The organism is Kitasatospora sp. NPDC033851 (genome assembly GCF_055576085.1).
Genome location: NZ_JBVIRL010000030.1, coordinates 1 through 19,278 on the forward strand (window position 1 = coordinate 1; position 19,278 = coordinate 19,278).

General features: G+C 74.4%; 18 protein-coding genes. 11 read left to right on the forward strand and 7 right to left on the reverse strand.

All coding sequences use genetic code 11. The features are described from left to right. Nucleotides 1-142: 142 nt before the first annotated feature. A complete protein-coding gene (locus ACZ51D_RS36350; RefSeq protein WP_465664680.1) occupies nt 143-1,585 on the reverse strand; it encodes a lytic transglycosylase domain-containing protein in 1,443 nt (480 codons plus the stop codon). A gap of 586 nt (nt 1,586-2,171) precedes the next feature. Between ACZ51D_RS36350 and ACZ51D_RS36355 the strand changes: the two genes are divergently transcribed. Together ACZ51D_RS36355 and ACZ51D_RS36360 are read left to right on the forward strand one after the other, a co-directional pair. Continuing rightward, nucleotides 2,172-2,555 (forward strand): hypothetical protein, encoded by a 384-nt coding sequence (locus ACZ51D_RS36355; RefSeq protein WP_465664681.1) that lies wholly within the window; start codon nt 2,172-2,174, stop codon nt 2,553-2,555. Nucleotides 2,556-2,573: 18 nt separating this feature from the next. Next, nucleotides 2,574-2,873 (forward strand): hypothetical protein, encoded by a 300-nt coding sequence (locus tag ACZ51D_RS36360; protein WP_360494114.1) that lies wholly within the window; start codon nt 2,574-2,576, stop codon nt 2,871-2,873. Between the two features lie 11 nt (nt 2,874-2,884). Here the strand turns inward: ACZ51D_RS36360 and ACZ51D_RS36365 are convergent, their stop codons facing one another. The 3 genes from ACZ51D_RS36365 to ACZ51D_RS36375 form a co-directional block, all read right to left on the reverse strand. Next, nucleotides 2,885-4,498, reverse strand: a complete 1,614-nt coding sequence (locus ACZ51D_RS36365; RefSeq protein WP_465664682.1) for an alpha/beta hydrolase — start codon at nt 4,496-4,498, stop codon at nt 2,885-2,887. A gap of 156 nt (nt 4,499-4,654) precedes the next feature. Next, a complete protein-coding gene (locus tag ACZ51D_RS36370; protein ID WP_465618140.1) occupies nt 4,655-5,296 on the reverse strand; it encodes an NAD(P)-dependent oxidoreductase in 642 nt (213 codons plus the stop codon). A gap of 103 nt (nt 5,297-5,399) precedes the next feature. Next, nucleotides 5,400-6,320, reverse strand: coding sequence for an EamA family transporter (locus tag ACZ51D_RS36375; RefSeq protein WP_465618142.1), 921 nt, complete (start codon nt 6,318-6,320; stop codon nt 5,400-5,402). Nucleotides 6,321-6,454: 134 nt separating this feature from the next. Here ACZ51D_RS36375 and ACZ51D_RS36380 point away from each other — a divergent pair, with 134 nt between their 5' ends. After that, the gene (locus tag ACZ51D_RS36380) at nt 6,455-6,952 is read left to right on the forward strand and encodes a MarR family winged helix-turn-helix transcriptional regulator (protein WP_360494126.1); all 498 of its coding nucleotides are present in this window, start codon (nt 6,455-6,457) and stop codon (nt 6,950-6,952) included. Nucleotides 6,953-6,995: 43 nt separating this feature from the next. Here the strand turns inward: ACZ51D_RS36380 and ACZ51D_RS36385 are convergent, their stop codons facing one another. Continuing rightward, entirely contained in the window at nt 6,996-7,850 is an 855-nt protein-coding gene (locus tag ACZ51D_RS36385) for a methyltransferase domain-containing protein (RefSeq protein ID WP_465664683.1), read from the reverse strand. 29 nt (nt 7,851-7,879) lie between these two features. Here ACZ51D_RS36385 and pdxR point away from each other — a divergent pair, with 29 nt between their 5' ends. Next, nucleotides 7,880-9,397, forward strand: a complete 1,518-nt coding sequence (pdxR, locus tag ACZ51D_RS36390; RefSeq protein ID WP_465618146.1) for a MocR-like pyridoxine biosynthesis transcription factor PdxR — start codon at nt 7,880-7,882, stop codon at nt 9,395-9,397. A gap of 78 nt (nt 9,398-9,475) precedes the next feature. Here pdxR and ACZ51D_RS36395 read toward each other — a convergent pair whose 3' ends face one another. Then, a complete protein-coding gene (locus ACZ51D_RS36395) occupies nt 9,476-9,871 on the reverse strand; it encodes a hypothetical protein (protein ID WP_465618148.1) in 396 nt (131 codons plus the stop codon). 130 nt (nt 9,872-10,001) lie between these two features. Here ACZ51D_RS36395 and ACZ51D_RS36400 point away from each other — a divergent pair, with 130 nt between their 5' ends. The 4 genes from ACZ51D_RS36400 to ACZ51D_RS36415 all read left to right on the forward strand — a co-directional run bounded on the left by ACZ51D_RS36400 (nt 10,002) and on the right by ACZ51D_RS36415 (nt 12,630). Beyond that, nucleotides 10,002-11,150, forward strand: a complete 1,149-nt coding sequence (locus ACZ51D_RS36400) for a glycoside hydrolase family 3 N-terminal domain-containing protein (RefSeq protein ID WP_465618150.1) — start codon at nt 10,002-10,004, stop codon at nt 11,148-11,150. A 256-nt stretch (nt 11,151-11,406) separates the two neighbouring features. After that, nucleotides 11,407-11,871 carry a hypothetical protein gene (locus tag ACZ51D_RS36405; protein WP_465664684.1) on the forward strand — a complete coding sequence of 155 codons (465 nt, stop codon included), beginning with the start codon at nt 11,407-11,409 and terminating at the stop codon, nt 11,869-11,871. 238 nt (nt 11,872-12,109) lie between these two features. Continuing rightward, nucleotides 12,110-12,454: an ArsR/SmtB family transcription factor gene (locus tag ACZ51D_RS36410; RefSeq protein WP_465618154.1), complete on the forward strand. Its 345-nt coding sequence runs from the start codon at nt 12,110-12,112 to the stop codon at nt 12,452-12,454. 44 nt (nt 12,455-12,498) lie between these two features. After that, nucleotides 12,499-12,630, forward strand: a complete 132-nt coding sequence (locus tag ACZ51D_RS36415) for a DUF6126 family protein (RefSeq protein ID WP_360494147.1) — start codon at nt 12,499-12,501, stop codon at nt 12,628-12,630. Nucleotides 12,631-12,749: 119 nt separating this feature from the next. Here ACZ51D_RS36415 and ACZ51D_RS36420 read toward each other — a convergent pair whose 3' ends face one another. Continuing rightward, entirely contained in the window at nt 12,750-15,245 is a 2,496-nt protein-coding gene (locus ACZ51D_RS36420; protein WP_465664685.1) for a cytochrome P450, read from the reverse strand. A gap of 341 nt (nt 15,246-15,586) precedes the next feature. On the opposite strand from ACZ51D_RS36420, the gene ACZ51D_RS36425 reads away from it, so the two are divergent. The 3 genes from ACZ51D_RS36425 (at nt 15,587) to ACZ51D_RS36435 (ending at nt 19,260) form a co-directional block, all read left to right on the forward strand. Next, a complete protein-coding gene (locus ACZ51D_RS36425) occupies nt 15,587-15,778 on the forward strand; it encodes a hypothetical protein (protein WP_465664686.1) in 192 nt (63 codons plus the stop codon). A gap of 462 nt (nt 15,779-16,240) precedes the next feature. Continuing rightward, nucleotides 16,241-18,463 carry an RICIN domain-containing protein gene (locus ACZ51D_RS36430; RefSeq protein ID WP_465664687.1) on the forward strand — a complete coding sequence of 741 codons (2,223 nt, stop codon included), beginning with the start codon at nt 16,241-16,243 and terminating at the stop codon, nt 18,461-18,463. Nucleotides 18,464-18,624: 161 nt separating this feature from the next. Further along, a complete protein-coding gene (locus ACZ51D_RS36435; RefSeq protein WP_465664688.1) occupies nt 18,625-19,260 on the forward strand; it encodes a hypothetical protein in 636 nt (211 codons plus the stop codon). The last annotated feature ends 18 nt before the right edge of the window (nt 19,261-19,278 follow it).

Here is a 19,278-nt window from a genome sequence, read left to right on the forward strand (position 1 = left end):
GCGGCCCCGGGGGCGGAACTTCCCCGCCGGTTTGGGTTGTTATCCCGCCGCCCCCGGGCCGGGGCGGGGGGGGGGGGGGGGCGGGGGGGGGGGGGGGCCCCCCGGGGCCCCCCCCCGCCCCCGTCCTGTCACTTCTTCCTGGTCACTTCTTCGGGGCGGCCGACGGCGAGAACGAGGCGCTGAGGGTGGTGCTGGGCGCGGCGCTCGGGGAGCCGGTCGGGGCGGGGGTCGGGCAGCCGGGGGTGCCGGTGGGCGTCGCCGTCGGGGTGCCGGTGGGCGTCGCGGTCGGGGACGGGGAGCCCGTCGGGGTGGGCGTACCCGTGGGCGTGCCGGTGGGCGTGCCGGTGGGCGTGCCGGTCGGGGTGGCCGTGGCCGTCGGGTCCGGGCAGGCCGTGGGCGTGCCGGTCGGGGTGCCCGTGGGCGTCGTGGTCGGGGTGCCGCTCGGGGTGGTCGTCGGCGTGCCGGTCGGCGACGGCGAACCGGTGGGCGTGGGCGTCGTCGTCGGCGTCGGCTGCGCGGTCGGCGACGGGTTCGGGGTGGGCGTCACCGGCGTCGTCGGCTCCTGCGTCGGAGTCGGTGTCGGTGTCGGAGCCGGGGGAGCGGTCGGCGTCGTGCCGGCACCGGTCGTGCCGCTGCCCGTCCCGCCGCCGACCGTCGGGTCGCCGACGACCGGGAGGTACGGCGAGGGCAGCGAGGACGTCGGGACCGAGGACCCCGCGCGGTCCGGGACGGTGGTCACCGTGCCGCTGCCGTAGTGGGCCATCCAGTTGCGGACGGTCCGCAGGTACTCGCCCGAGTTGTTGTAGCTGAGCACCGCGCGGTCGAGCTGCGCCGGGTCGGCGAGGTCGCGGCCGCCCGCGCACAGGTAGCGCCCGGCGGCCTCGGCGGCGTCGAAGACGTTGTTCGGGTCGGCCTTGCCGTCGCCGTTGGCGTCCACGCCCCAGGAGGCCCAGGTGGACGGGATGAACTGCATCGGTCCGACGGCGCGGTCCCAGCGGGCGTCGCCGTCGTAACGGCCGCCGTCGGTGTCGGCTATCGCGGCGAAGCCGTTGCCGTCCAGTGCCGGGCCGAGGATCGGGGTCAGGGTCGTGCCGAAGGCGTCCACCTGGCCGCCGTTGGCCTGCCCGGACTCGACCTGGCCGATCGCGGCCAGCAGCTGCCAGGGCAGGTGGCAGCCGGGGGAGCGCTGTGCCACCGAGGCCTCGGCCTGGTGGTAGGCGGTGAGCACCGTGCTGGGCAGTGCGGGCCCGGTGGCCGCGAACGGGCCGGCGTCGGGTGCGCCGGGCAGCGTGCCGGGCGGCTGCGGGAACAGGAGGGTGCTGCCGCCGTCGGCCGGGACTGCGGTGCCGGGGGTGCCGGGTGAGGGGGTGCCGTCCAGGGTGCCGGTCCCGTAGCGGTCGTCGCCCCGGGCGGTGGTGCCGCTCGTCGGACCGGTGTCGGCGGCCGCGACCGGCGCGAGCCCGAGACCCGTCACCTGAGAGCCGGTCAGTGCGGCCAGTGCGGCGAAGGCGGCCGCCGTCCCCGTGACCCGCTTGCCGACCCGGACCTTGCGCCCGCCCTGGGTGCTGCCGAACCTCGCCGTCATCCGTTTCCCCTCCCCGTCGCCGTCCGGACCATCCCGGAACGGTTGAGTTGTCGGCATCGTGCCCGTCATCGTGCCCGTCCATCTGATAACGGGAGCCGTCGCCGGGACGATTAGTATCACGACGATCTGACAGGGACAGGGTGACCGGGAGGCGGCCCGACGCCCACCGAGGGGTTGACTCGGCACTTCAGCGGGGGTGCGGCCGCTTCCCGGGGCGTCGCGCGAGGCCGGTGGCCTGCGGTCGTCCGGCCCGCTTCCGGCGGCATCTCCGGTTCCGGTACGGGGAGTTGACCAAGGCCCCAACGGCGGTGGGACGGACGCCCCGGGCGCCGGACCGGCGGTTCGGAGCACGGGGGTGGTACGTGTGCGGCGGTTCGGGCTCCCCGGCGGCGCCCGCGACCGACCCCTCTGACCTGCCGGAACGTCCGCCGCTCGGGGCGGCCTCCCCTAGCAGGACGAGCCTGCGGGCGCCAGGGTGCGTCCCCAACTCGGCCCTGGACGGGTGACGTTCTGGTGAAAGTGGGCATGCCAGGTATCGCCGCCCGGCATGCTGTGCCGCGTGATGATGCGGATGGAGGTCCAGACCGTGAGCGCGAACCTGCCGGATACCGTCGCCGAGGGAGCGGTCGTCCTGCCGGCGCCCCCTCGGGTCGTGGACGACCTGGCCCGTGACCTGACCCAGGCCGCCGCCGCCGTCCGGGCGGTGTCGCGGAACTGTCGCTCCGGTGGGGACGTCGCGGTCGCCGCCTACACCGCGGTGGTGTGCACCGGACTGTCGGCCGCCCGCGCCCTGGAGGAGGCGGCCGCCTGGTGCCGGCAGGCCCCCGAGGCCGAGGTGCACTCGCTCGCCTGGGCCCGGGTGCCGGGGCACCGGGAGGACGTCCACGAGTACCGCGTCACCATGGCCGTCAGCTTCCCCGACGACGAGACCGGCGAGCACCTCGGGGACACCCACCACTCCCGGCACTGAGGTCGTATCATCGACTCCATGGATGAGGGGGGTACGAACGACATGATGAACGACACCGCAAGCACCGCCGACGCCGACGGCCCGCAGGAGCTCTCGCGGGCCGCCGCCGTCACGGTCACCGTCCTGGCCGCGCTGTGCGGTTCGGCGATGCTGCTGGCCGTCTTCCACTGGCTGGGGTGGACCGTCCCGGGGATCGGCTGGATCGTCGCCAAGGCCGGGATCAAGCTCGCCGTCGGCGGCTTCGCCGGGCTGGCCGTCGGCCTCACCTGGCTCCGCTCCAGGCTGGGGTCCGGGCTGCGGACCCGGCCCCGGCGCTGACCTGGCAGCCGTCAACCCGCCTGCGGTGAAGCGCAGGTGAGGTCGTGCGCGGGTGCCTGGTCGTCCAGCAGGTAGCGCTCGACCACGTCGGTGACGCAGGCGTTGGGACCGGGGTACTGGCCGTGGTCGCCGTTCCCGGTGACGGTGACCAGCCTCGAGCCGCGCAGCGCGCGGTGGGCGCCGAGCGCCGCCTCGTAGTAAGTCGCCGGATCGTGCACCGAGTTGAGCATCAGCGTGGTCGGCAGATGGGCGCCGGTGACCTTGACCTTGGGCGCCGGGGCGACCGGCCAGGAGGCGCAGACCGCGCTGAAGGCGAGTGTCCGGGAGCCGGCCAGCGGCCAACGGGCGGTGTTCTCGGCGCCGCGCGCGATCCAGGTGTCCATATCCCTGGTCCACGGGGTGTCGGAGCAGGTCACCGAGAAGTACTCGGCGAGGAAGTCCGGGCTGAGGTAGTGGCTGAAGGCTTTCCCGGCCATGGCCTTGGCCGCCGGGTCGGCGGTCTGCCAGTTGTCGACGGTGGTCAGGATCCGGGCGAGGATCGGGAAGTTGGCGGCCTCGTAGATCGCCCCGATCGCCACGTTGTCCAACTGGTTCGGGCCGATCGTCACCGAGCCCTCGACGATGGGCGAGTCGTGCAGTGCGGCGCGCCGCTGCTCCCAGTGCGCCTGTACCTGCTCCGGCGTCGAGCCCCAGTGGTAGGTGGCGTCCCGGGCCGCGAGCCAGGGGACGAAGTCCTCGTCGAAGCGGCGCTGGAAGCTCATCGGCTGGCCCAGTTCGAACTTCTCCCAGGTGCCCTCGAAGCCGATGTTGCTGTCCAGCACCATCCGCTCGACCCGGTGCGGGAAGAGCGTGCCGTAGTAGGCGCCGATCATCGTGGCGTAGGACGGGCCGAAGTAGCTGAGCTTGCGCTCGCCGAGCAGGGCGCGGAACAGGTCGATGTCGTGGGCGGTCTGCTCGGTGTTCAGGTAGGGGATCAGGTCGCCGCTGCGCTCCTGGCAACTGGCGGCCAGCTTCCTGGCGTTGGCGATGACGCCGTCGATCGCGGCGGGGGACTGGTCGCGGTAGTCGCCGGCCAGGAACTCCTGGTACTCCTCCGGCGTCTGGCACACGGCCTTGGTGCTCGCGCCGACCCCGCGCTGGTCGAAGCCCACGATGTCGTAGGCGGCGGCGACGGCCGGGGCCGTCTCGGCCAGCCCGGCCGGGCGCGGCAGGCCCGAGGCGCCGGGGCCGCCGGCCGCCATCAGCAGGGTGCCCCTGCGCTTGGCCGGGTCGGTGGCGCGGTGCCGGGAGACGGCGATGCTCAGGTCGGCCCCGACGCCGGGGTGGTGCCAGTCGCGCGGGGCGGCCATGGTGGCGCAGTCCAGGGTGGGCTGCCCGGCGCAGGGCTGCCAGTTCAGGGTCTGGTGGGTGTAGCGGGCGGGTGCCGGGTCGGCGTCGCCCGGGTCGCGGGCGGTGTCGGCGCCGGCGGTGGCGGGTGCGGCGAGGCCGGCGAGGACGGCGGCGGCCACGGCCAGTGCGGCGCGCCGGAGGCGGGGCTTGGCCGTGGCCGGGACGGTGTCGGTCGCTGCGGTGCTCGTCGCTGCGGTGCTCGTCGGCGCGGTGTCGGTCGATGCGGTGTTGGTCACGGAAACGATCCTGTCCGAAACCCGCCCTGACGATCGATCACCCGTACCCCCGTCTTCGGGGTGGTGCTGGCTACACCCCCGTCCGGGTGGGAGCCCCAGCATCCGGTCTGTGGTGGACCGCGGCGGCCTCACCCCCGTCGAGGCCGCCGCGGCCGGTCAGTAGCCGGCGGTGAACCGCGCGCGGCGGTGGGCGGGCCTCTCGACCTCGTCGAGGAGGGCGATGGCGAGGTCCTCCATGGAGATCGCCGAGTTGCCGTCGGTGTCGACCAGCAGTTCGTCCCGTCCGAGCCGGAACCGGCCGGTGCGCACACCGGGCTCGAGCAGCGCGGCCGGGCTCAGGTAGGTCCAGTCGACATCGGCGTCGGCCGCGCGGTAGTGCGCGAGTTGCTCGTTGCAGGCCAGCGCGATCGGCCGGATCGCGGCGGGGAACCCGGGGTCCTCCACGAGGGTCATCCCGTCGGTGCCCGGGACGGTGAGGCTGCCCGCGCCGCCGACGGCCAGCAGCCGGACGCCGGTGCCGGCGATGCCCGCCAGCAGGCCCTTGGTGGCGACGGCCAGTTCGTGCTCGCTGCCGGGCACCGGGCGGGTGGCGGTGATGACCGCGTCCTGCCCGGGAGCTATCCGGGCGACGTCCTCGGGGTTGCGGGCGTCACCGACGGCGATGGCGGCGGCGGACGGCAGGCCGTGCGGCTTGGCCGGGTCCCGTACGACGGCGGTGACCTCGTGGCCGCGGGCGAGTGCCTCGGTCACGACCCGGCTGCCGACGTTGCCGGTGGCGCCGAACACGGTGATACGCATGGGGAGTTCTCCTTGAACCGGGCTGGACTGGATGCGGGATGCGGGATGCGGGATGCGGATTTTCGGGATGTGGGATGTGGGCGCGGGGTGCGGATGAGGCGGGTCAGGCGTTCTCGCGCACCGGTGGCGTGGAGGCCGATCGGGCCACCGGCGTCGACCCGGTGGCGGCGCCGGGCCGCCGGGTCTGGGCGACGACGAGCGAGCCGAGCACGACCAGGGCGCCCAGCGCCTGCAGCGGACTGAGGTCCTGTCCGAGCGCCAGCCAGCCGATCGCGGTGGCGACCACCGGGCTGAGCAGGGCGAGGAAGGAGACCGAGGTCGGCGTCAGCGCCTGGATCCCGCGGAACCACAGCACGTAGGTGAAGGCCGCGCCGATCAGGCACAGGTAGGTGTAGCCGAGCACGTTGGCGGCCGTGTAGTGGGACGGCGGCGCTCCCTCGGTGAGCAGCGTGAGCGGAACCAACAGCATTCCGCCGGTGGTGAGTTGCCAGCCGGTGGTGGCGAGCAGCGGGGCGGGGGACACCCAGAGCTTGGAGAGGACGACGCCGGCGGCCATGACCACCGCGCCGCCGAGCGCGGCGGCCACCCCGAGGGCGTCCAGCTGCGCGTTGGCCCGCAGGACCAGCAGGCTCACGCCCGCCACGCCGGCGATGCCGGACAGCACGGTCCGCAGGGTGAGCCGGTCGCCGAGGACGGCGGCGGAGAGTCCGGCGGTGATCAGCGGCTGGACGGCGCCGACGGTGGCCGCGATGCCGCCGGGCAGGCGGTAGGCGGCGATGAAGAGCAGGGCCTGGAACGCCCCGATGTTGAGCGCGCCGAGGACCAGCGATCGCCACCACCAGCTGCCCTGCGGCAGTCGGCGGGTGAGGGCGATCAGGAGGAGCCCGGCGGGCAGGCAGCGGATGACGGCGGCGAGGAGGGGACGGTGGGGCGGGAGCAGCTCGGTGGTGACGAGGTAGGTCGTCCCCCAGATGGCGGGGGCGAGGGCCGTCACCAGTACGACGGCGAGGCGATGTCTTAGCACTAAGCCAATGTATCTCAGCGCTAAGGTATTTTCCATCGGAGCCGACCGGTGACGTGGCTCACAGTTATCTCACCGCTAAGGAATCCTGTACCTCACCGCTAAGGAACCCGAGCCCGATCGCCTACCCTGGAGCCGTGGCAGATCATGTGGACCGCGTAGTCGCGCAGTGGGCCGCCGAGCGCCCCGACCTGGACGTTTCCCCGATGGAGGTGTTCGGCCGGCTCAAGCGCCTCTACCGCCTGGTGGACGCGGCGCTCAACCGCACCTTCGCCGAGCACGGCCTGGACGCCGCCTCCTTCGACGTCCTCGCCACCCTGAAACGCAGCGGCCCGCCCTACCGCCTCACCCCCACCGGCCTGATGCAGTCCGCCATGGTCACCTCCGGCGCCATCACCCAGCGCCTCGACCGGCTGGAGGCCCGCGGCCTGGTCACCCGGACCCGCAGCGACCAGGACGGCCGCAGCCGCGAGGTCGCCCTCACCCCCGAGGGCCACGCCCTGATCGAGCGCGCGCTGCCCGACCACCTCGCCACCGAGTTCGGCCTCCTCGAGGGACTGGACGACGCCCGGACCGCCGCGCTGGTCGACGCGATGCGCACCATGCTGGCGGCCCTCGGAGACACCCCCGAGTAACGCCTCCGGCCCCGGCCCCGGTCCTGGCCCCGGCCCTTCTGCCTCAGGGATTGACGGCGACCGCCTTGAAGAAGGTGTAGTGGAAGGTCCCGCCCGGCTCGGCCGCGCGGCGCAGCTCCGCGATGCCCCGGTCGAAGTCCTCCGCCGTGGCCAGCCCGGCGGCCAGCGCCTCCGCCCGCACGGCCTCGACCATCGCGACGAAGGTCCGCAGGGTGAAGCCCTCCACCAGCGCCGGGCGGCCGCCGTCGGCGTAGACCGTCCGCGGCCGGACCGTCACCTCGGTGAACCCGGCCGCCGTCAGCAGCGGGTAGAGGCGGCGGCCGATCAGCCCGTCGCCGCCCGCCTCGGCCTGGAGCCGGACCAGGTGGTCGATCGTCCGGCCGGCCGCCAGGCTCTGCGGGTGGAAGAAGGCCGAGCCGTGGTCGCCCTCGATCACCGTGATCGTCCCGCCCGGCCGCAGCACCCGCCGCAGCGCCGCGAGCCCGGCCGCCGGATCGGGCAGGTGCTCCAGCACGAAGCAGAGGAAGACGTGGTCGAACGCGCCGTCCGGGAACGGCATCCGGTGCAGGTCGCCGTGGTGCCAGGTGACCTTCGCGTCGGGCATCTGCGCCGCCACCCGGGCGCGGGCCTGCGCGAGCGACTCCGCCGAGAGGTCCATCGCGGTGAGCAGCGCCCCCGGGCCGGCGGCCAGCAGGTGCACCGTCTGAGCCCCCACCCCGCAGCCTGCCTCCAGCACCCGGCTGCCCGCCGGGTAGGCCGTGCCCGCGTGCAGCAACTCGGCGAGGGTGTCCGCCTGGTCACCGAGGCGCTGCGCCTCGGCGTCCGAATAGCCGTGGACGTAGTCCGAATGGCCGTGGACGTCGGTCGTGTTCTCTGGCGGTGCCGTTTCCGTGGTCATGGCCCCCACCCTCGCGCCACTATGGTCCGGTGAACAGGTCCAAAGCCACCACGTCCGACAGGTCCAAAGCTGCCGCATCCGACAGGCCCAAAGAGCTCGGCGCCGACTTCCTCCAGCTCGACACCGCCGACGCCCCGCCCGGCGGCCTCGCCGACTGGCTCGCCCGCCGGCTGCGCGAGGCCGTCGCCGACGGGCGGCTCCCGGCCGGCAGTCGGCTGCCCGCCAGTCGGGTGCTGGCGGCCGAACTCGGCGTCTCCCGTGGGGTGGTGACCGACGCCTACCGTCGCCTCGCCGAGGAGGGGCGGGTCGCCGGGCGCGGCCGGGGCGGCACCGTCGTGGTCGAGGCCCCGGCCCCTCCCGCCGCGCCCGACCCCGAACCTCCCCGCCCCCGGTCGGCGGCGCCCGCCCTCTTCCGGGACGACCCCGACTCCGAGGTGTTCGACCTGCTGCGCGGCACCCCCGCCCGGATCGACCTCACCCCCGGCGTACCCGACCTCGCCGCCTTCCCCCGCACCGCCTGGCTGCGCGCCGAACGCGCCGTCCTCGACGGCCTCGCCGCACACGACCTCGGCTACGGCGACGTCCGCGGCACCCCGGCCCTGCGCCGGGCCGTCGCCCACTGGCTCGCCCGCAACCGGGGCATCCGCGCCGACCCCGACGAGGTGCTGATCGTCGCCGGGACGGCTCAGGCCCTCGCCCTGCTCGGCCGCGCCCTCGAACGGACGGGCATCACCGAGGTCGCGGTCGAGGACCCCGGCTCCCTCGGCGCCCGCCAGCACCTCGCCCACTGGCTCGCCGCCACCCCGCCCGTCCCGGTCGATGCCGACGGCATCCGGGTCGACGCCCTGCGTGCCACCGGCGCGCAGGCCGTGCTGCTCACCCCCGCCCACCAGTACCCGACCGGCGTCGTCCTCGGCGGCGACCGCCGACGCGACGTGTTGCGCTGGGCGGCGGAGGGCGGCCTGGTCATCGAGGACGACTACGACGCCGAGCACCGCTACGACCGCCCGCCCGTCGCGGCGCTGCGCGCCACCCTGCCGGACCGGGTCTGCTATGCGGGCAGCATCTCCAAGCTGCTCGCCCCGGCCCTGCGAACCGGCTGGCTGCTGGTACCCGCCCGCCTCCGCGGCGCCGTCCTCGACGCCAAACGCTTCGCCGACCTCGGCAACCCGGTCCTGCCCCAGCTCGTCCTCGCCCACCTGATGGAGTCCGGCGAACTCGACCGCCACCTACGGCTGCTGCGCCGCCGCCACCGCCGCCGCCGGGATGCCATGATCACCGCCATCCGCACCCACCTCCCCGGCGCCACCGTCCACGGTGCGGCGGCAGGCCTCCACCTGATGCTCACCCTGCCGCCGGAACTCGGCTGCACCGACACCGAGTTGGCCACCGCCGCACTGGCCCGGGGCGTGAAGGTCCAGCCCCTCTCCTGGCACGCCCGCCTCCCGTACCCACCCGGCCTGGTCCTCGGCTACGCGGCGGGCTCACCGCCCGAGATCACCGAAGGCATCGCCGTCCTCGGGCAGTTGGTCCGCCACGCGGGGTGAGGGCGGGCGCCGCCGAAGCCAGGCCGGGCCCGAGCGCCGAGCCTGTGTGCCGGGCCCGAGCGCCGGAGTCGGCTTCCGTTACAGAGCGCCGTGCCACCAGGGGTCGGCCGCGGCGCGGGCGAGTTCGGCGTCGTACTGCTCGGCTTCGAAGTCGAACTCCGGCGGGCGGGCCTCCAGATATGGCACCTCCCAGTCCGACCAGCGGATGACGTTCCCGAAGCGCTGCACGTCGGCGGAGAGGTAGCCGCAGCAGCCGCCGGTGCAGTCGGGCTCGCCCAGCTCCACGCGGTGCGGCTCGGCGGTCGCCTGCAGCGGGCTCGGGCGGTCGCGAGGGAGCAGCAGGCCGGCCCACCGGCCCTGGCCGGCGGCCCCGGCCGCCTGGGCCACCAGGTCCTCGCCGTTGACCCAGACCCGCACCTCGGCGGGGAGGCGCGGGCCGGGCGGCAGGATCCTGATCTCCAGTCGATCGAACATCCGGCCAGCCTAGGGCCCTGCGGGGCATCGTCTGTCGGAATATCGGCTGGACCCGGTGTGGGGTGGAATGGCGGATCGGGGTCCTGGGTACGCTGACGGGCCGTAGACCGCTGCTGACCCAGGAGGCGTGATGGCCCCGCTCCGGCGAGTCGCCCGGTTCGGGGCGGTGCTGACGGTCCTGGGGGCCGCGTTCGGGCCCGCCCCGATCGGGTCGGCGTCCGCGCCCCGCAGCACCCACCCGGAGAGGACCGTAGCGATGGCCGCCCAGGACCAGGAGGAGTCGCGCTTGCTCGCCGGACGGCGGATCGTCCTCTCGTACGCGGGCCCGACGCCGCCGCCCGGGGTGCTGCGGACGATCCGGGAGGGCCGGGCGGCCGGGGTGATCCTGTTCGGCGAGAACGTCACCGGCCCGGAGCAGCTCGCCGAGGCCGTCGCCGAGTTGAAGCAGGCGGCCGCCGAGGCGCCGAACCCGCGCGCGCTGCTGCTGATGACCGACCAGGAGGGCGGCAGGATCCGCCGGCTGCCCGGTGCGCCCGAACTCTCCGCCCGCCGCACCGGGTCGGCTCCGAACCCGGCGGCCGCCGCGGTGGACTCCGGCACCGGCGCCGCCCGGACCCTCACGGACGCCGGGCTGAACGTCAACCTCGCCCCGGTGCTCGACGTCTACGACACCCCGGACAACTTCATCGACCACTTCGAGCGTTCCTACAGCCAGGACCCCGCCACGGTCGGGAGGTTGGGCAGCGCCTTCCTCGCCGCCCAGCAGAGCCTCGGCGTGGCCGCGACCGCCAAGCACTTCCCGGGCCTCGGCGCCGCCGCCCGCGAGGAGAACACCGACGACCGCCCGGTCACCCTCACCGTCCCGCTGGAGCAGCTGCGGACCCGCGGCGAGGCGCCCTACCGGTCCGCGATCGCGGCGGGTGTCCGGCTGGTGATGGCCTCCTGGGCGGTATACCCGGCACTGGACCCGGAGCGCCCGGCCGGACTGTCGCCCACTGTCATCCAGGGCGAGCTCCGCGGCCGGCTGGGCTTCGACGGCGTGACCGTCACCGACGCGATGGAGGCCGGCGCGCTCGCTCCGTACGGCGACACCGGCGACCGCGCGGTGGCCGCCGCCGAGGCCGGCATGGACCTGTTGCTCTGCTCCGTCCGCGACCCGCAGCAGGCCGAGGACGCCACCGAGGCCCTGGCCGATGCCCTCGACTCCGGTCGGCTCGATCGCGACGCCTTCGCCGCCGCCGTCGCCCGGGTCGACGCCCTGCGCGCCTCCCTCGGCTGACCGGTCGCGGAGGCGGTGCGGAGGCGGTTCACCTGGGGGCAACGTGGGCGTTGCCTGGGGGCTTGCGCGGGTTGGGTCACTCAAGGGTGATTGCGCCATCGAAGGTCTGGTTTCGGTCGAGCCGGTAGTTCCAAGGGTAAAACTGGCTCGTCGCATAGGAATCGCATGACAAAGTATCTGTCTGTGGGCCTATGAAATGTCATATGTGCCACGCCACCTGTCTCTGACCGTCCTCGTACCCTCCCAGGAGGAACTCATGAACCGCATCGCCAAGATCGCGGCCGGCGCCGCCGGCGCCGTCGCCCTGTTCGCGGTGCCCGTACCGGCGTTCGCCTCGGCCCCGACGGCTGCCGCTGCCACCACCGTCACCACCTGCGGGTGGTCCGGCCTGCAGGCCGGGCTGTCCACCAAGGTCTGCGCCGACGTCACCGGCAACAGCGTCGTGCTGTACGGGCAGATCGGGCTGGCCGGCCCGCCGTCGCCGGGCACCCCGTGGCCGCCGGCGCCGCAGGAGCTGCTCACCCGGGTGTCGGCCGACGTGACCGGCGGTAACTCGCTCGGCGCGGTGAACGGTCGCACCGTGTTCACGGTCAGCACCGTGCGGGTCGACGGGATCACGGCGACCGCGCCGTGCGGTTCGACCGTGCACGCATCCTTCTCGGTCGAGACGATGTGGTGGGGGCCGTCCCCGGTGACGGTCGATGTGCCTGTAGTCTGCTGACGGCTCATCACCGTGACCGCCGAGCCCGGGAGTTGGCAGCGTCCCGGGCTCGGCGTTCGCATGTCCGGGCGCGGCGCGCCGGTGTGAGGTGGGTCACCTGCGCGCGTCGCCCGGGAGTCGTCGAGCTGTGACGACTTGAAGAAATCTTCATCTGTCCGCGATGATGCCTACCGGCCGTGGCGCGCACCCGCCCGGCCGGGACGACCACCGAGCCGGATTCGAGGGAGGCGCGCGGACGATGCCGGTCCCGCTGTACCAGGCCAAGGCGGAGTTCTTCCGCACCCTCGGCCACCCCGTGCGGATCCGGGTCCTGGAGCTGCTCCAGGACGGACCCAGGCCGGTGCGCGAGCTGCTGGCGGAGATCGAGGTCGAACCGTCCAACCTCTCCCAGCAGCTCGCGGTGCTACGCCGCACCCAGCTGGTCACGGCCACCCGTGAGGGCAACACGGTGGTGTACGCGCTCAGCACCCCGGACGTGGCCGAGCTGCTGCGCGCGGCGCGCCGGATCCTGACCGAGCTGATCACCGACCAGGGCGCGCTGCTCACCGAGCTGCGTGTGTCCGGCGGCCGGCGGTCCCGCTGAGCCGCGCCCGGCCCGTCCGCCCGACCCGAGGAGCACCACCCACCATGAACGACGGCACGAGCGAGGAGAAGAGGCGCCGCAAGGCGATGCTGATCCGCGCGGGCATCTACATCTTCGCCACGCACCTGTTCGCCGGCTTTGTGCTGCTGCTGTTCGCGCTCGGCGGCCGGAAGTAGCGGGGCGCGAGCGGGCGGCTGTCCGGTGCCCCCGCTCATCGGTGCGCCGGCTCAGCGCTGCCCTCCGTTCAAGGCTGCTCTCCGTTCAGCGCTGCCCTCCGTTCAAGGTTGTTCTCCGTTCAGCGCTGCCGCCCGCCGTCCGGCACCAGGTAGCGGTCGCTGGTGCTGGTCCAGGCCTGTACGCCGGCGACGAGCTCCCGGGTGCCGTCCAGGTACCAGCGCCCCGCCGGGTGGCGGCGCTGCAGGTCGCGGCGCAGGTCCTCGCTCTCCTGCCGCAGTCGCGCCACCCGGTCGCGGACGGCGCGGACGGCGCGGCTCCGGGTGCAGCGGCGGGCCCGTTGCAGGGTGAGCACGGTGTTGAAGGCGGCCGCGGTCTGCCGTTCCTCCCGCTCCAGCGAGTAGAGGTCGTTGATCAGCGTGGCGGTGTCGGCGGTGTTGGCGCGCAGGCGGTGCAGCGCGGGCTCCGCGTGGAGGGCGGCGGGGGCGTCGGCGCCGTGGACCCGTTCCAGTATGTTCATGAACGGGTAGAGGCAGCTGCCGTGTCGGCGCAGCCGCATGGTGTCCGCCAGGCCGAGGGCGGGCACGGTGCCGCGGGCGCGGTGGTCGGCTTCGGCGGGGAAGGTGGCCAGGCAGGCCTGCCATTCGCGGGCGGCGCGGGCGCGCCAGGCGGGGGACATCGACGCCGTCTGACGTTTCCACAGTTCCCGCCAGGAGCCCAGGAGTTGGCAGTCCGGAGGGGTGCTTCTGCCGTCGAGGACGGCGATCAGCGGGTCGACCAGGGCGTGTGCCTCGGCCGGGCGGCGTCCGGGCGTGCCGTCGAAGCGGTCGTCCAGGATGGTGAACCAGCCCAGCATGTCCACCAGCAGGTCGAGTTCGGTGCCGCGGGCGGTGGGGAAGGCGTGGCCGATCAGCTCGTGCAGGGCGTAGGCCCGGTAGCCGGGCAGCTCTGCGGGGGTGAGCAGGCCGTGGTGGACCGCCCAGTCGGTGTGCCGGTCCGCGGCGGCGCGCAGCTCGCCGGGCGGGCGTGCCGGCAGGGCGGCCGTGGGGGTGCCGGTGAACGGGCAGCCGCCTGGTACCGCCGGTTCGTCGCGCGAGGGCGCCGCACCGCTCGCCCGCGCGGTCCGTTCGCTGCGCGCGGCCCGGCCCGCGCCGCCCGCCGGCCCCGCGTCGGTCGACCGCTGCTCGCGCGGCGCCAGCCGGACGCGCAGCCCCTGCGCCTGGACCGTCGTCCAGACCACCTCCCGGGCCCGCGCTCCGGGCACGGCCTCAGGGCGCCAGCGGCGCAGGATCGCGGCTGCCGCGACCGTCAGCTCGGCCCAGGCGAAGGCCTCCCCGATGCACTTGTGCTTGCCCGCTCCGAAGGGCAGGAAGGACGGCCGCCCGGTGCCGCCGCCGTCCTGCCAGCGCTCGGGGCGGAAGCCGAGCGGCTCGGGGTAGCGGACCGGGTCGCGGTGCAGCGCGGTGAGGCTGTACAGCAGTTCGGTGCCGGCCGGGATCCGGTACGGGCCGAGGTCGACCGGGACCTGGGCGGTGCGCATCAGGAAGGCGTTGGGCGCGTGCAGGCGCACCACCTCCTGGGTGACGTTGCGGGTGTACGTGAGCCGGGCCAGTGCCTCGGGGGTGGGGATGGTGCCGGCGGGCAGGTGCTCGTCCAGTTCGGCCAGGACGCGGGCCTCCACCTCGGGGTGGCGCAGCAGTTCGTCGAGCAGCCAGGTCAGTGTGGTGGAGACGGTCTCGGTGCCCGCGCCGAACATGGTGATGGCCTCGGACCGGACGTCGGCTTCGGTGAGCGGGCGGCCGGTGCCCGGGTCGGTCGCGGCGCGCAGCAGGCCGGGCAGGGTGCCCCGGCCCCGGCCCCGGCCCCGACCCTGACTCTGGTCGGAACGGGTGTTCGCGGTACGGCCGTTGACGGCCTGGTCGACGACCCGGTTGAGCACCCGCACGGCGGCGTCGAAGCGCCGGTTGACGGGCAGCGGCAGCCGAGCGAGCGCCGGGTGCGGGTAGAGGGACTGGACGATCTGGCCCTTCACCATGTCCGGCAGCGCCTGCTGGAAGGCGAGGGTGGCGTCCTCGCTGAGCCGGGCGTCGAACAGTGAGCGGGTGACGATCTCCAGTGCCAGGTGGTTCATCTCCTTGGCGACGTCGAGGACCTGACCGGGGCGCCAGCGCCCGGCGCGCTCCTCGGTGACCTGGTGCATCACGGCCAGGTATTCGCCCATCCGGTCCGGGCCGAACGCGGGCTGGATGATCCGGCGCCGGTCGCGGTGGGCCTGCCCCTCGGACATCAGCAGGCCGTCGCCGAACGCCGTCTTGAGGGTGTCCTGGACGGCGCCGCGCGGGCAGTCGTAGGCGAGCGCGACGAGCAGGGTGTGGACCAGCCGGGCATCGGTGACGACGCAGACGGTGCGCGGCCCGAGGCGGATGCGCACCACGCCGCCGTGGCGGGAGAGGGAGCCGAGGAAGCCGAGCGGGTCGCGCAGCAGGGCGGCGGCGTGCCCGAGGCCGGGGAGCGCGCCGGGGGCGAGCGGGGGCACGGCCGCACGGGTCAGGGGGGACGGGTGCGCCGCGGATCTCGGGGCGACGATCCGTTTCCGGGTCTCGGTCTGCAGGTTCATGACATTACCTCTCACGGGAGGGCCGGTGCGGGCGGTGCCGGGCGGGCACCGGCACACCGGCCGCGAGTCGGGGGACGGGCCAGCGCGGACCCGCGCGCACCCCCACCGGAGGGCGCATGCCATGGCAAACGCGCCGTTCCCACGGGCGTTGCGCCGAACACGCGGGGATCACTCCAACGGCGGATCTCCCCGGCCCTCCCGTGCCCGCCCCGAGAGCCGGGGTGACCTGCGCGGATGTCCCGGGCTGAAAGGTCCGCGGCAGGGCCGGGCCGGAGGGTCTTCGGACCCTCGCCGCAGAGCCGTGCGAGGGCCGGCAATGGTGGCGGAGAAGGAGGAGCCTGATGACCCGTTTGTGCCGACCGGGAGCAGGGACCACGGACTGCGACGAGGTCATGCTGACCGTCCGGATCACCGCGGCCGAGCGGGCGCTGCTGCGCGTCCTGGCCCGGCCCACCCCCTTCGCCCGGTGGCTGCCCGCCGCGGTCGCGGACCTGCTGCCGCTGCTCGGCGGCCTGGCCGCCGCACTTTGCTGATGAGCCGTCATATGCCTGACGAGGATGGCCTGTCCGGGATGGAAAGCGACCTTCCCAGGGCTCTGGTCAGCACCCCTCGACGGGTCTAGCATTCCGTCACGGCCGACGGAGTCGCAAGGCCCCGCGACTCCGGCCGGGTGGCCGCCACCACCCCATGCCGGGGAGCGCACACCCCCCGAGTGCGCTCCCCGGCTCTTCCTGTTCCGGGCCGCTCTTCCTGTCCCGAACCGTTCCGCGGCCTCGCCCGCCGCGACCGCCCGATCCGGCGGAGCGAGTCGGACACCGCGAGCGCTCGATCCGGCCGAGCGAGTCGGCGACCGCGACCGCCCGATCGAACGGGTCGAAGAAATTCGTAAAAGGTTTCTGTTATTCCCGGCCGTCCCGTCCGCTCTCCGGAGTGTCGGAAGGCCCGAGCCCCCTTTCACCACAGGGCACGGGTCGTCGCACGAGGAAAGGAACGCGATGGGACACCGGAGCAGCGAGCTTCGTCGGCGCAAGCGCCGCAGGCTCACCCGCAGGAGCGCCCTGGTCGCCGCAGCGGTGGCGGCAGGGTTGGTGGCGGGGACGCTCGGCATCCGCACCGCGCTGGAGCCGGCGGCCATGCACAGCGCCGTCACGGCCGCGGCGGACGTGGTCGACAATTCGGGGTCGCAGGCCGGACTGGTCGGCGACGACGGCGGACCGGGCGAGACCGGCACCGCCGAGGGGGCCACCCAGGCACCCGCCCCGAAGCGGGACGAGAAGGCCGTGCCGCTCAAGGCGATACCCAAGGACCAGCCCGACCGCGGCCTGGTCTACGCGGGATTGAGCCTGCCGGGCAGCGACCGCTGCGGCGGCACGCTGGAGGTCACCGGTAGCACCCAGTGCAGCCACGGTCCGGACGTGCCGCCCAAGGGCGTGGACATCCACCAGGACGTCGCGCCGGTCGCGGCACCGGCCGCCCAGGCGCCCGCGCTCACCCCCGCGGCCGGGGCTCAGCCGCCCGCCGCCGCCGACCTGCTGAAGGGCGCCGCGCCCGTCCTGGACGCCACGCAGAAGGCGCTGCTCGGCGGCTCCGGCAGCGCCGCCGCGGAGCCCGCCCCGGGCGCGGCGGCGGCCGCGCCCGCCGGATCGAAGCTGGTCTGCGAGGGCGACGGCAGCAGCGGCAACCGCGTCCAGGTGGTGTACGTGCACAGCCCGGGCAACGACCGCTTCGCCCAGTACCTGCCCTCGTTCAAGAAGTGGGCCGCGGACGTCGACGTCATCTACAACGCCAGCGCCGGCGAGACCGGCGGCGAGCGGCACGTCCGCTTCGTCACCGAAGCCGACTGCACCGCCTCGGTGCTGAACGTGCAGATCTCCGACGCCGAGATCCAGGACTTCAACGCGACCAACCGGGCCCTCGCCGCGCAGGGGTTCAACCGCAAGGACCGCAAGTACATGATGTTCACCGACGCCAAGGTGTACTGCGGGATCGGCACCTTCGCCGGGGACGAGCGCCCCAGCCAGGACAACCTCAGCAACTTCGGTCCCTCGTACGGCCGGACGGACTCCGGCTGCTGGAGCGGCAGCACCGCCGCGCACGAGCTCGGCCACAACCTGGGCGCGGTGAACAACAGCGCGCCGAACTCCAGCAAGGCCGGGCACTGCGTCGACGAGTGGGACATCATGTGCTACTCGGACGCCCCCAACTACCCGCAGATGCGGACCGTCTGCCCGGACCGCGCCCATGACGACCGGCTCGACTGCAACCACGACGACTACTACAACACCGCGCCCGCGCCCGGAAGTTACCTCACCACGCACTGGAACGTCGCCAACAACCGGTTCCTCATCGCCGGCGGCGGCAGCGGCCCGAACCCCACGCCCACGCCGACCCCGACGCCCACGCCGACCCCGACCCCGACTGCGACGGCTTCCCCGACCCGCACGCCCTCGCCGTCCCCGACGCCCACCGGCAGCCCCACCGCCACGCCGACCGGCTCCCCGTCGCCGACCGCGACCCCGACTCCGGGCAACGCCGGACCTGATGTGAGCACCAGCCAGATCACCCAGAATTCCGTGATGCTGAGCTGGAAGGCGGCCCCCGCGGCGGCCGGCTACGACGTCCTGCTGAACGGCCAGACGATCGGGACCGTCCGTTCGACCGTGGTCGGCGTGGTCCGCCTCGCCCCCGGCACCTCCTACACCGTGGCCGTCGCCGTCCGCGACGCCGCCGGTGCGGTCGGCAAGCCCGGCCGGGCCGCCACCTTCCGTACGGTCTCCGACAGCGGACGCCCGCAGCCGAGCGCGAACTACACCATGGTCAACGGCCTCACCGGCCAGGCGGCCGACCTGTGGGGCAGCTCGATGAACGACGGCACCGTGGCCATCGCCTACCAGCGCACCGGCTACGCCAACCAGAAGTGGCAGTTCGATGACGCCGGGAACGGCGCGGTGCGGATCAAGTCCGCGCGCTCCGGCAAGTGCCTGCAGCTCGGCGGCACCCCGGTCGCCGGTCAGTACGTCGCCCAGCAGCCGTGCTCCGACGCGGCCGCGCAGAAGTGGCAACTCACCGCCGCGGACGGCGGGTTCACCATCACGGCGGACGGTGGTTCGCTGGTGCTGGGGCTCAGCGACCGTTGGTACTACGGTGGTTGGCTGCTGGAACTGCAGCAGGCGAACGGCCGGCCGTACCAGAACTGGTCGCTGCTGAAGACCTCGTAGGTCGGTCCCTCCACAAGCCCGCACGTCGCGAAGCCCGTAAGTCGCGAAGCACGTCAGTCGTTTCGCCCCGTTCGCCGGGCGTGGCCGCCCCCTGAGGCGGCCGCGCCCGGCGCACCCGCTTCCCGCGCCCGTCCCCCACACCGCCACGAGGAATGCCCGTCATGCGAACCCGCCCGATCCTCGCTGCCCGCCCGATCCTCGCCGTCGCCGCCCTCGTCGCGGCGGCCGTCCTGCCCGCCGCCGCGCCCGCGGCCGCCCACGGCGACAGCGTCCACCTCGACGTCACCGGCCAGCAGAACGGCCACGTCAGCACCGTCGCCACCTGGGAGAACGACCACGATCCGGTCACCGAGGAGTTCGCCGGCACGCTCTCCGCCACCGCCGCGGACGGCCGCGCGGTCGGCCCCTGGCGCCTGATCACCGTCCCCGGCCACCCGGGGACGTACACCACCCGGGAGATCCTCCCCGCCGGGCACTGGCAGGTGACCGTCGACTGCGCCTTCCCCTCGCTGGGCCACGCCCAGCGCGAGCTCGACGTCGAGGCCGCCGTCATCAACGACCCGGTGCCCGCGGGCACGGCGGCCTCACCGCCGTCGGCCGAGGCCACCGCAGGGGCGGCGTCCGCACCCGCGCCCGCCCCCGCGCAGGCGGCCACCGCCGGGCCCGTCCGCGCGACCACGGCCGCACCCGCCGGCGAGACCACCACCGACAGCACCACCTGGGCCGCCATCGGCACCGCCGCCGCAGCCGTCCTGCTGACCGTCGCCGGCCTCTGGCTCCGTCGTCGCCGGGCCTGAGCGGCCGGGTCCGGGGGC

Excerpts from the sequence above, each read along its gene's own strand:
- ACZ51D_RS36350 (WP_465664680.1), bottom strand. The coding sequence starts at position 1,585 with ATGACGGCGAGGTTCGGCAGCACCCAGGGCGGGCGCAAGGTCCGGGTC.
- ACZ51D_RS36360 (WP_360494114.1), top strand. The coding sequence starts at position 2,574 with ATGGATGAGGGGGGTACGAACGACATGATGAACGACACCGCAAGCACC.
- ACZ51D_RS36370 (WP_465618140.1), bottom strand. The coding sequence starts at position 5,296 with ATGCGTATCACCGTGTTCGGCGCCACCGGCAACGTCGGCAGCCGGGTC.
- ACZ51D_RS36385 (WP_465664683.1), bottom strand. The coding sequence starts at position 7,850 with ATGACCACGGAAACGGCACCGCCAGAGAACACGACCGACGTCCACGGC.
- ACZ51D_RS36395 (WP_465618148.1), bottom strand. The coding sequence starts at position 9,871 with ATGTTCGATCGACTGGAGATCAGGATCCTGCCGCCCGGCCCGCGCCTC.
- ACZ51D_RS36400 (WP_465618150.1), top strand. The coding sequence starts at position 10,002 with ATGGCCCCGCTCCGGCGAGTCGCCCGGTTCGGGGCGGTGCTGACGGTC.
- ACZ51D_RS36405 (WP_465664684.1), top strand. The coding sequence starts at position 11,407 with ATGAACCGCATCGCCAAGATCGCGGCCGGCGCCGCCGGCGCCGTCGCC.
- ACZ51D_RS36410 (WP_465618154.1), top strand. The coding sequence starts at position 12,110 with ATGCCGGTCCCGCTGTACCAGGCCAAGGCGGAGTTCTTCCGCACCCTC.
- ACZ51D_RS36415 (WP_360494147.1), top strand. The coding sequence starts at position 12,499 with ATGAACGACGGCACGAGCGAGGAGAAGAGGCGCCGCAAGGCGATGCTG.
- ACZ51D_RS36420 (WP_465664685.1), bottom strand. The coding sequence starts at position 15,245 with ATGAACCTGCAGACCGAGACCCGGAAACGGATCGTCGCCCCGAGATCC.
- ACZ51D_RS36425 (WP_465664686.1), top strand. The coding sequence starts at position 15,587 with ATGACCCGTTTGTGCCGACCGGGAGCAGGGACCACGGACTGCGACGAG.
- ACZ51D_RS36430 (WP_465664687.1), top strand. The coding sequence starts at position 16,241 with ATGGGACACCGGAGCAGCGAGCTTCGTCGGCGCAAGCGCCGCAGGCTC.
- ACZ51D_RS36435 (WP_465664688.1), top strand. The coding sequence starts at position 18,625 with ATGCGAACCCGCCCGATCCTCGCTGCCCGCCCGATCCTCGCCGTCGCC.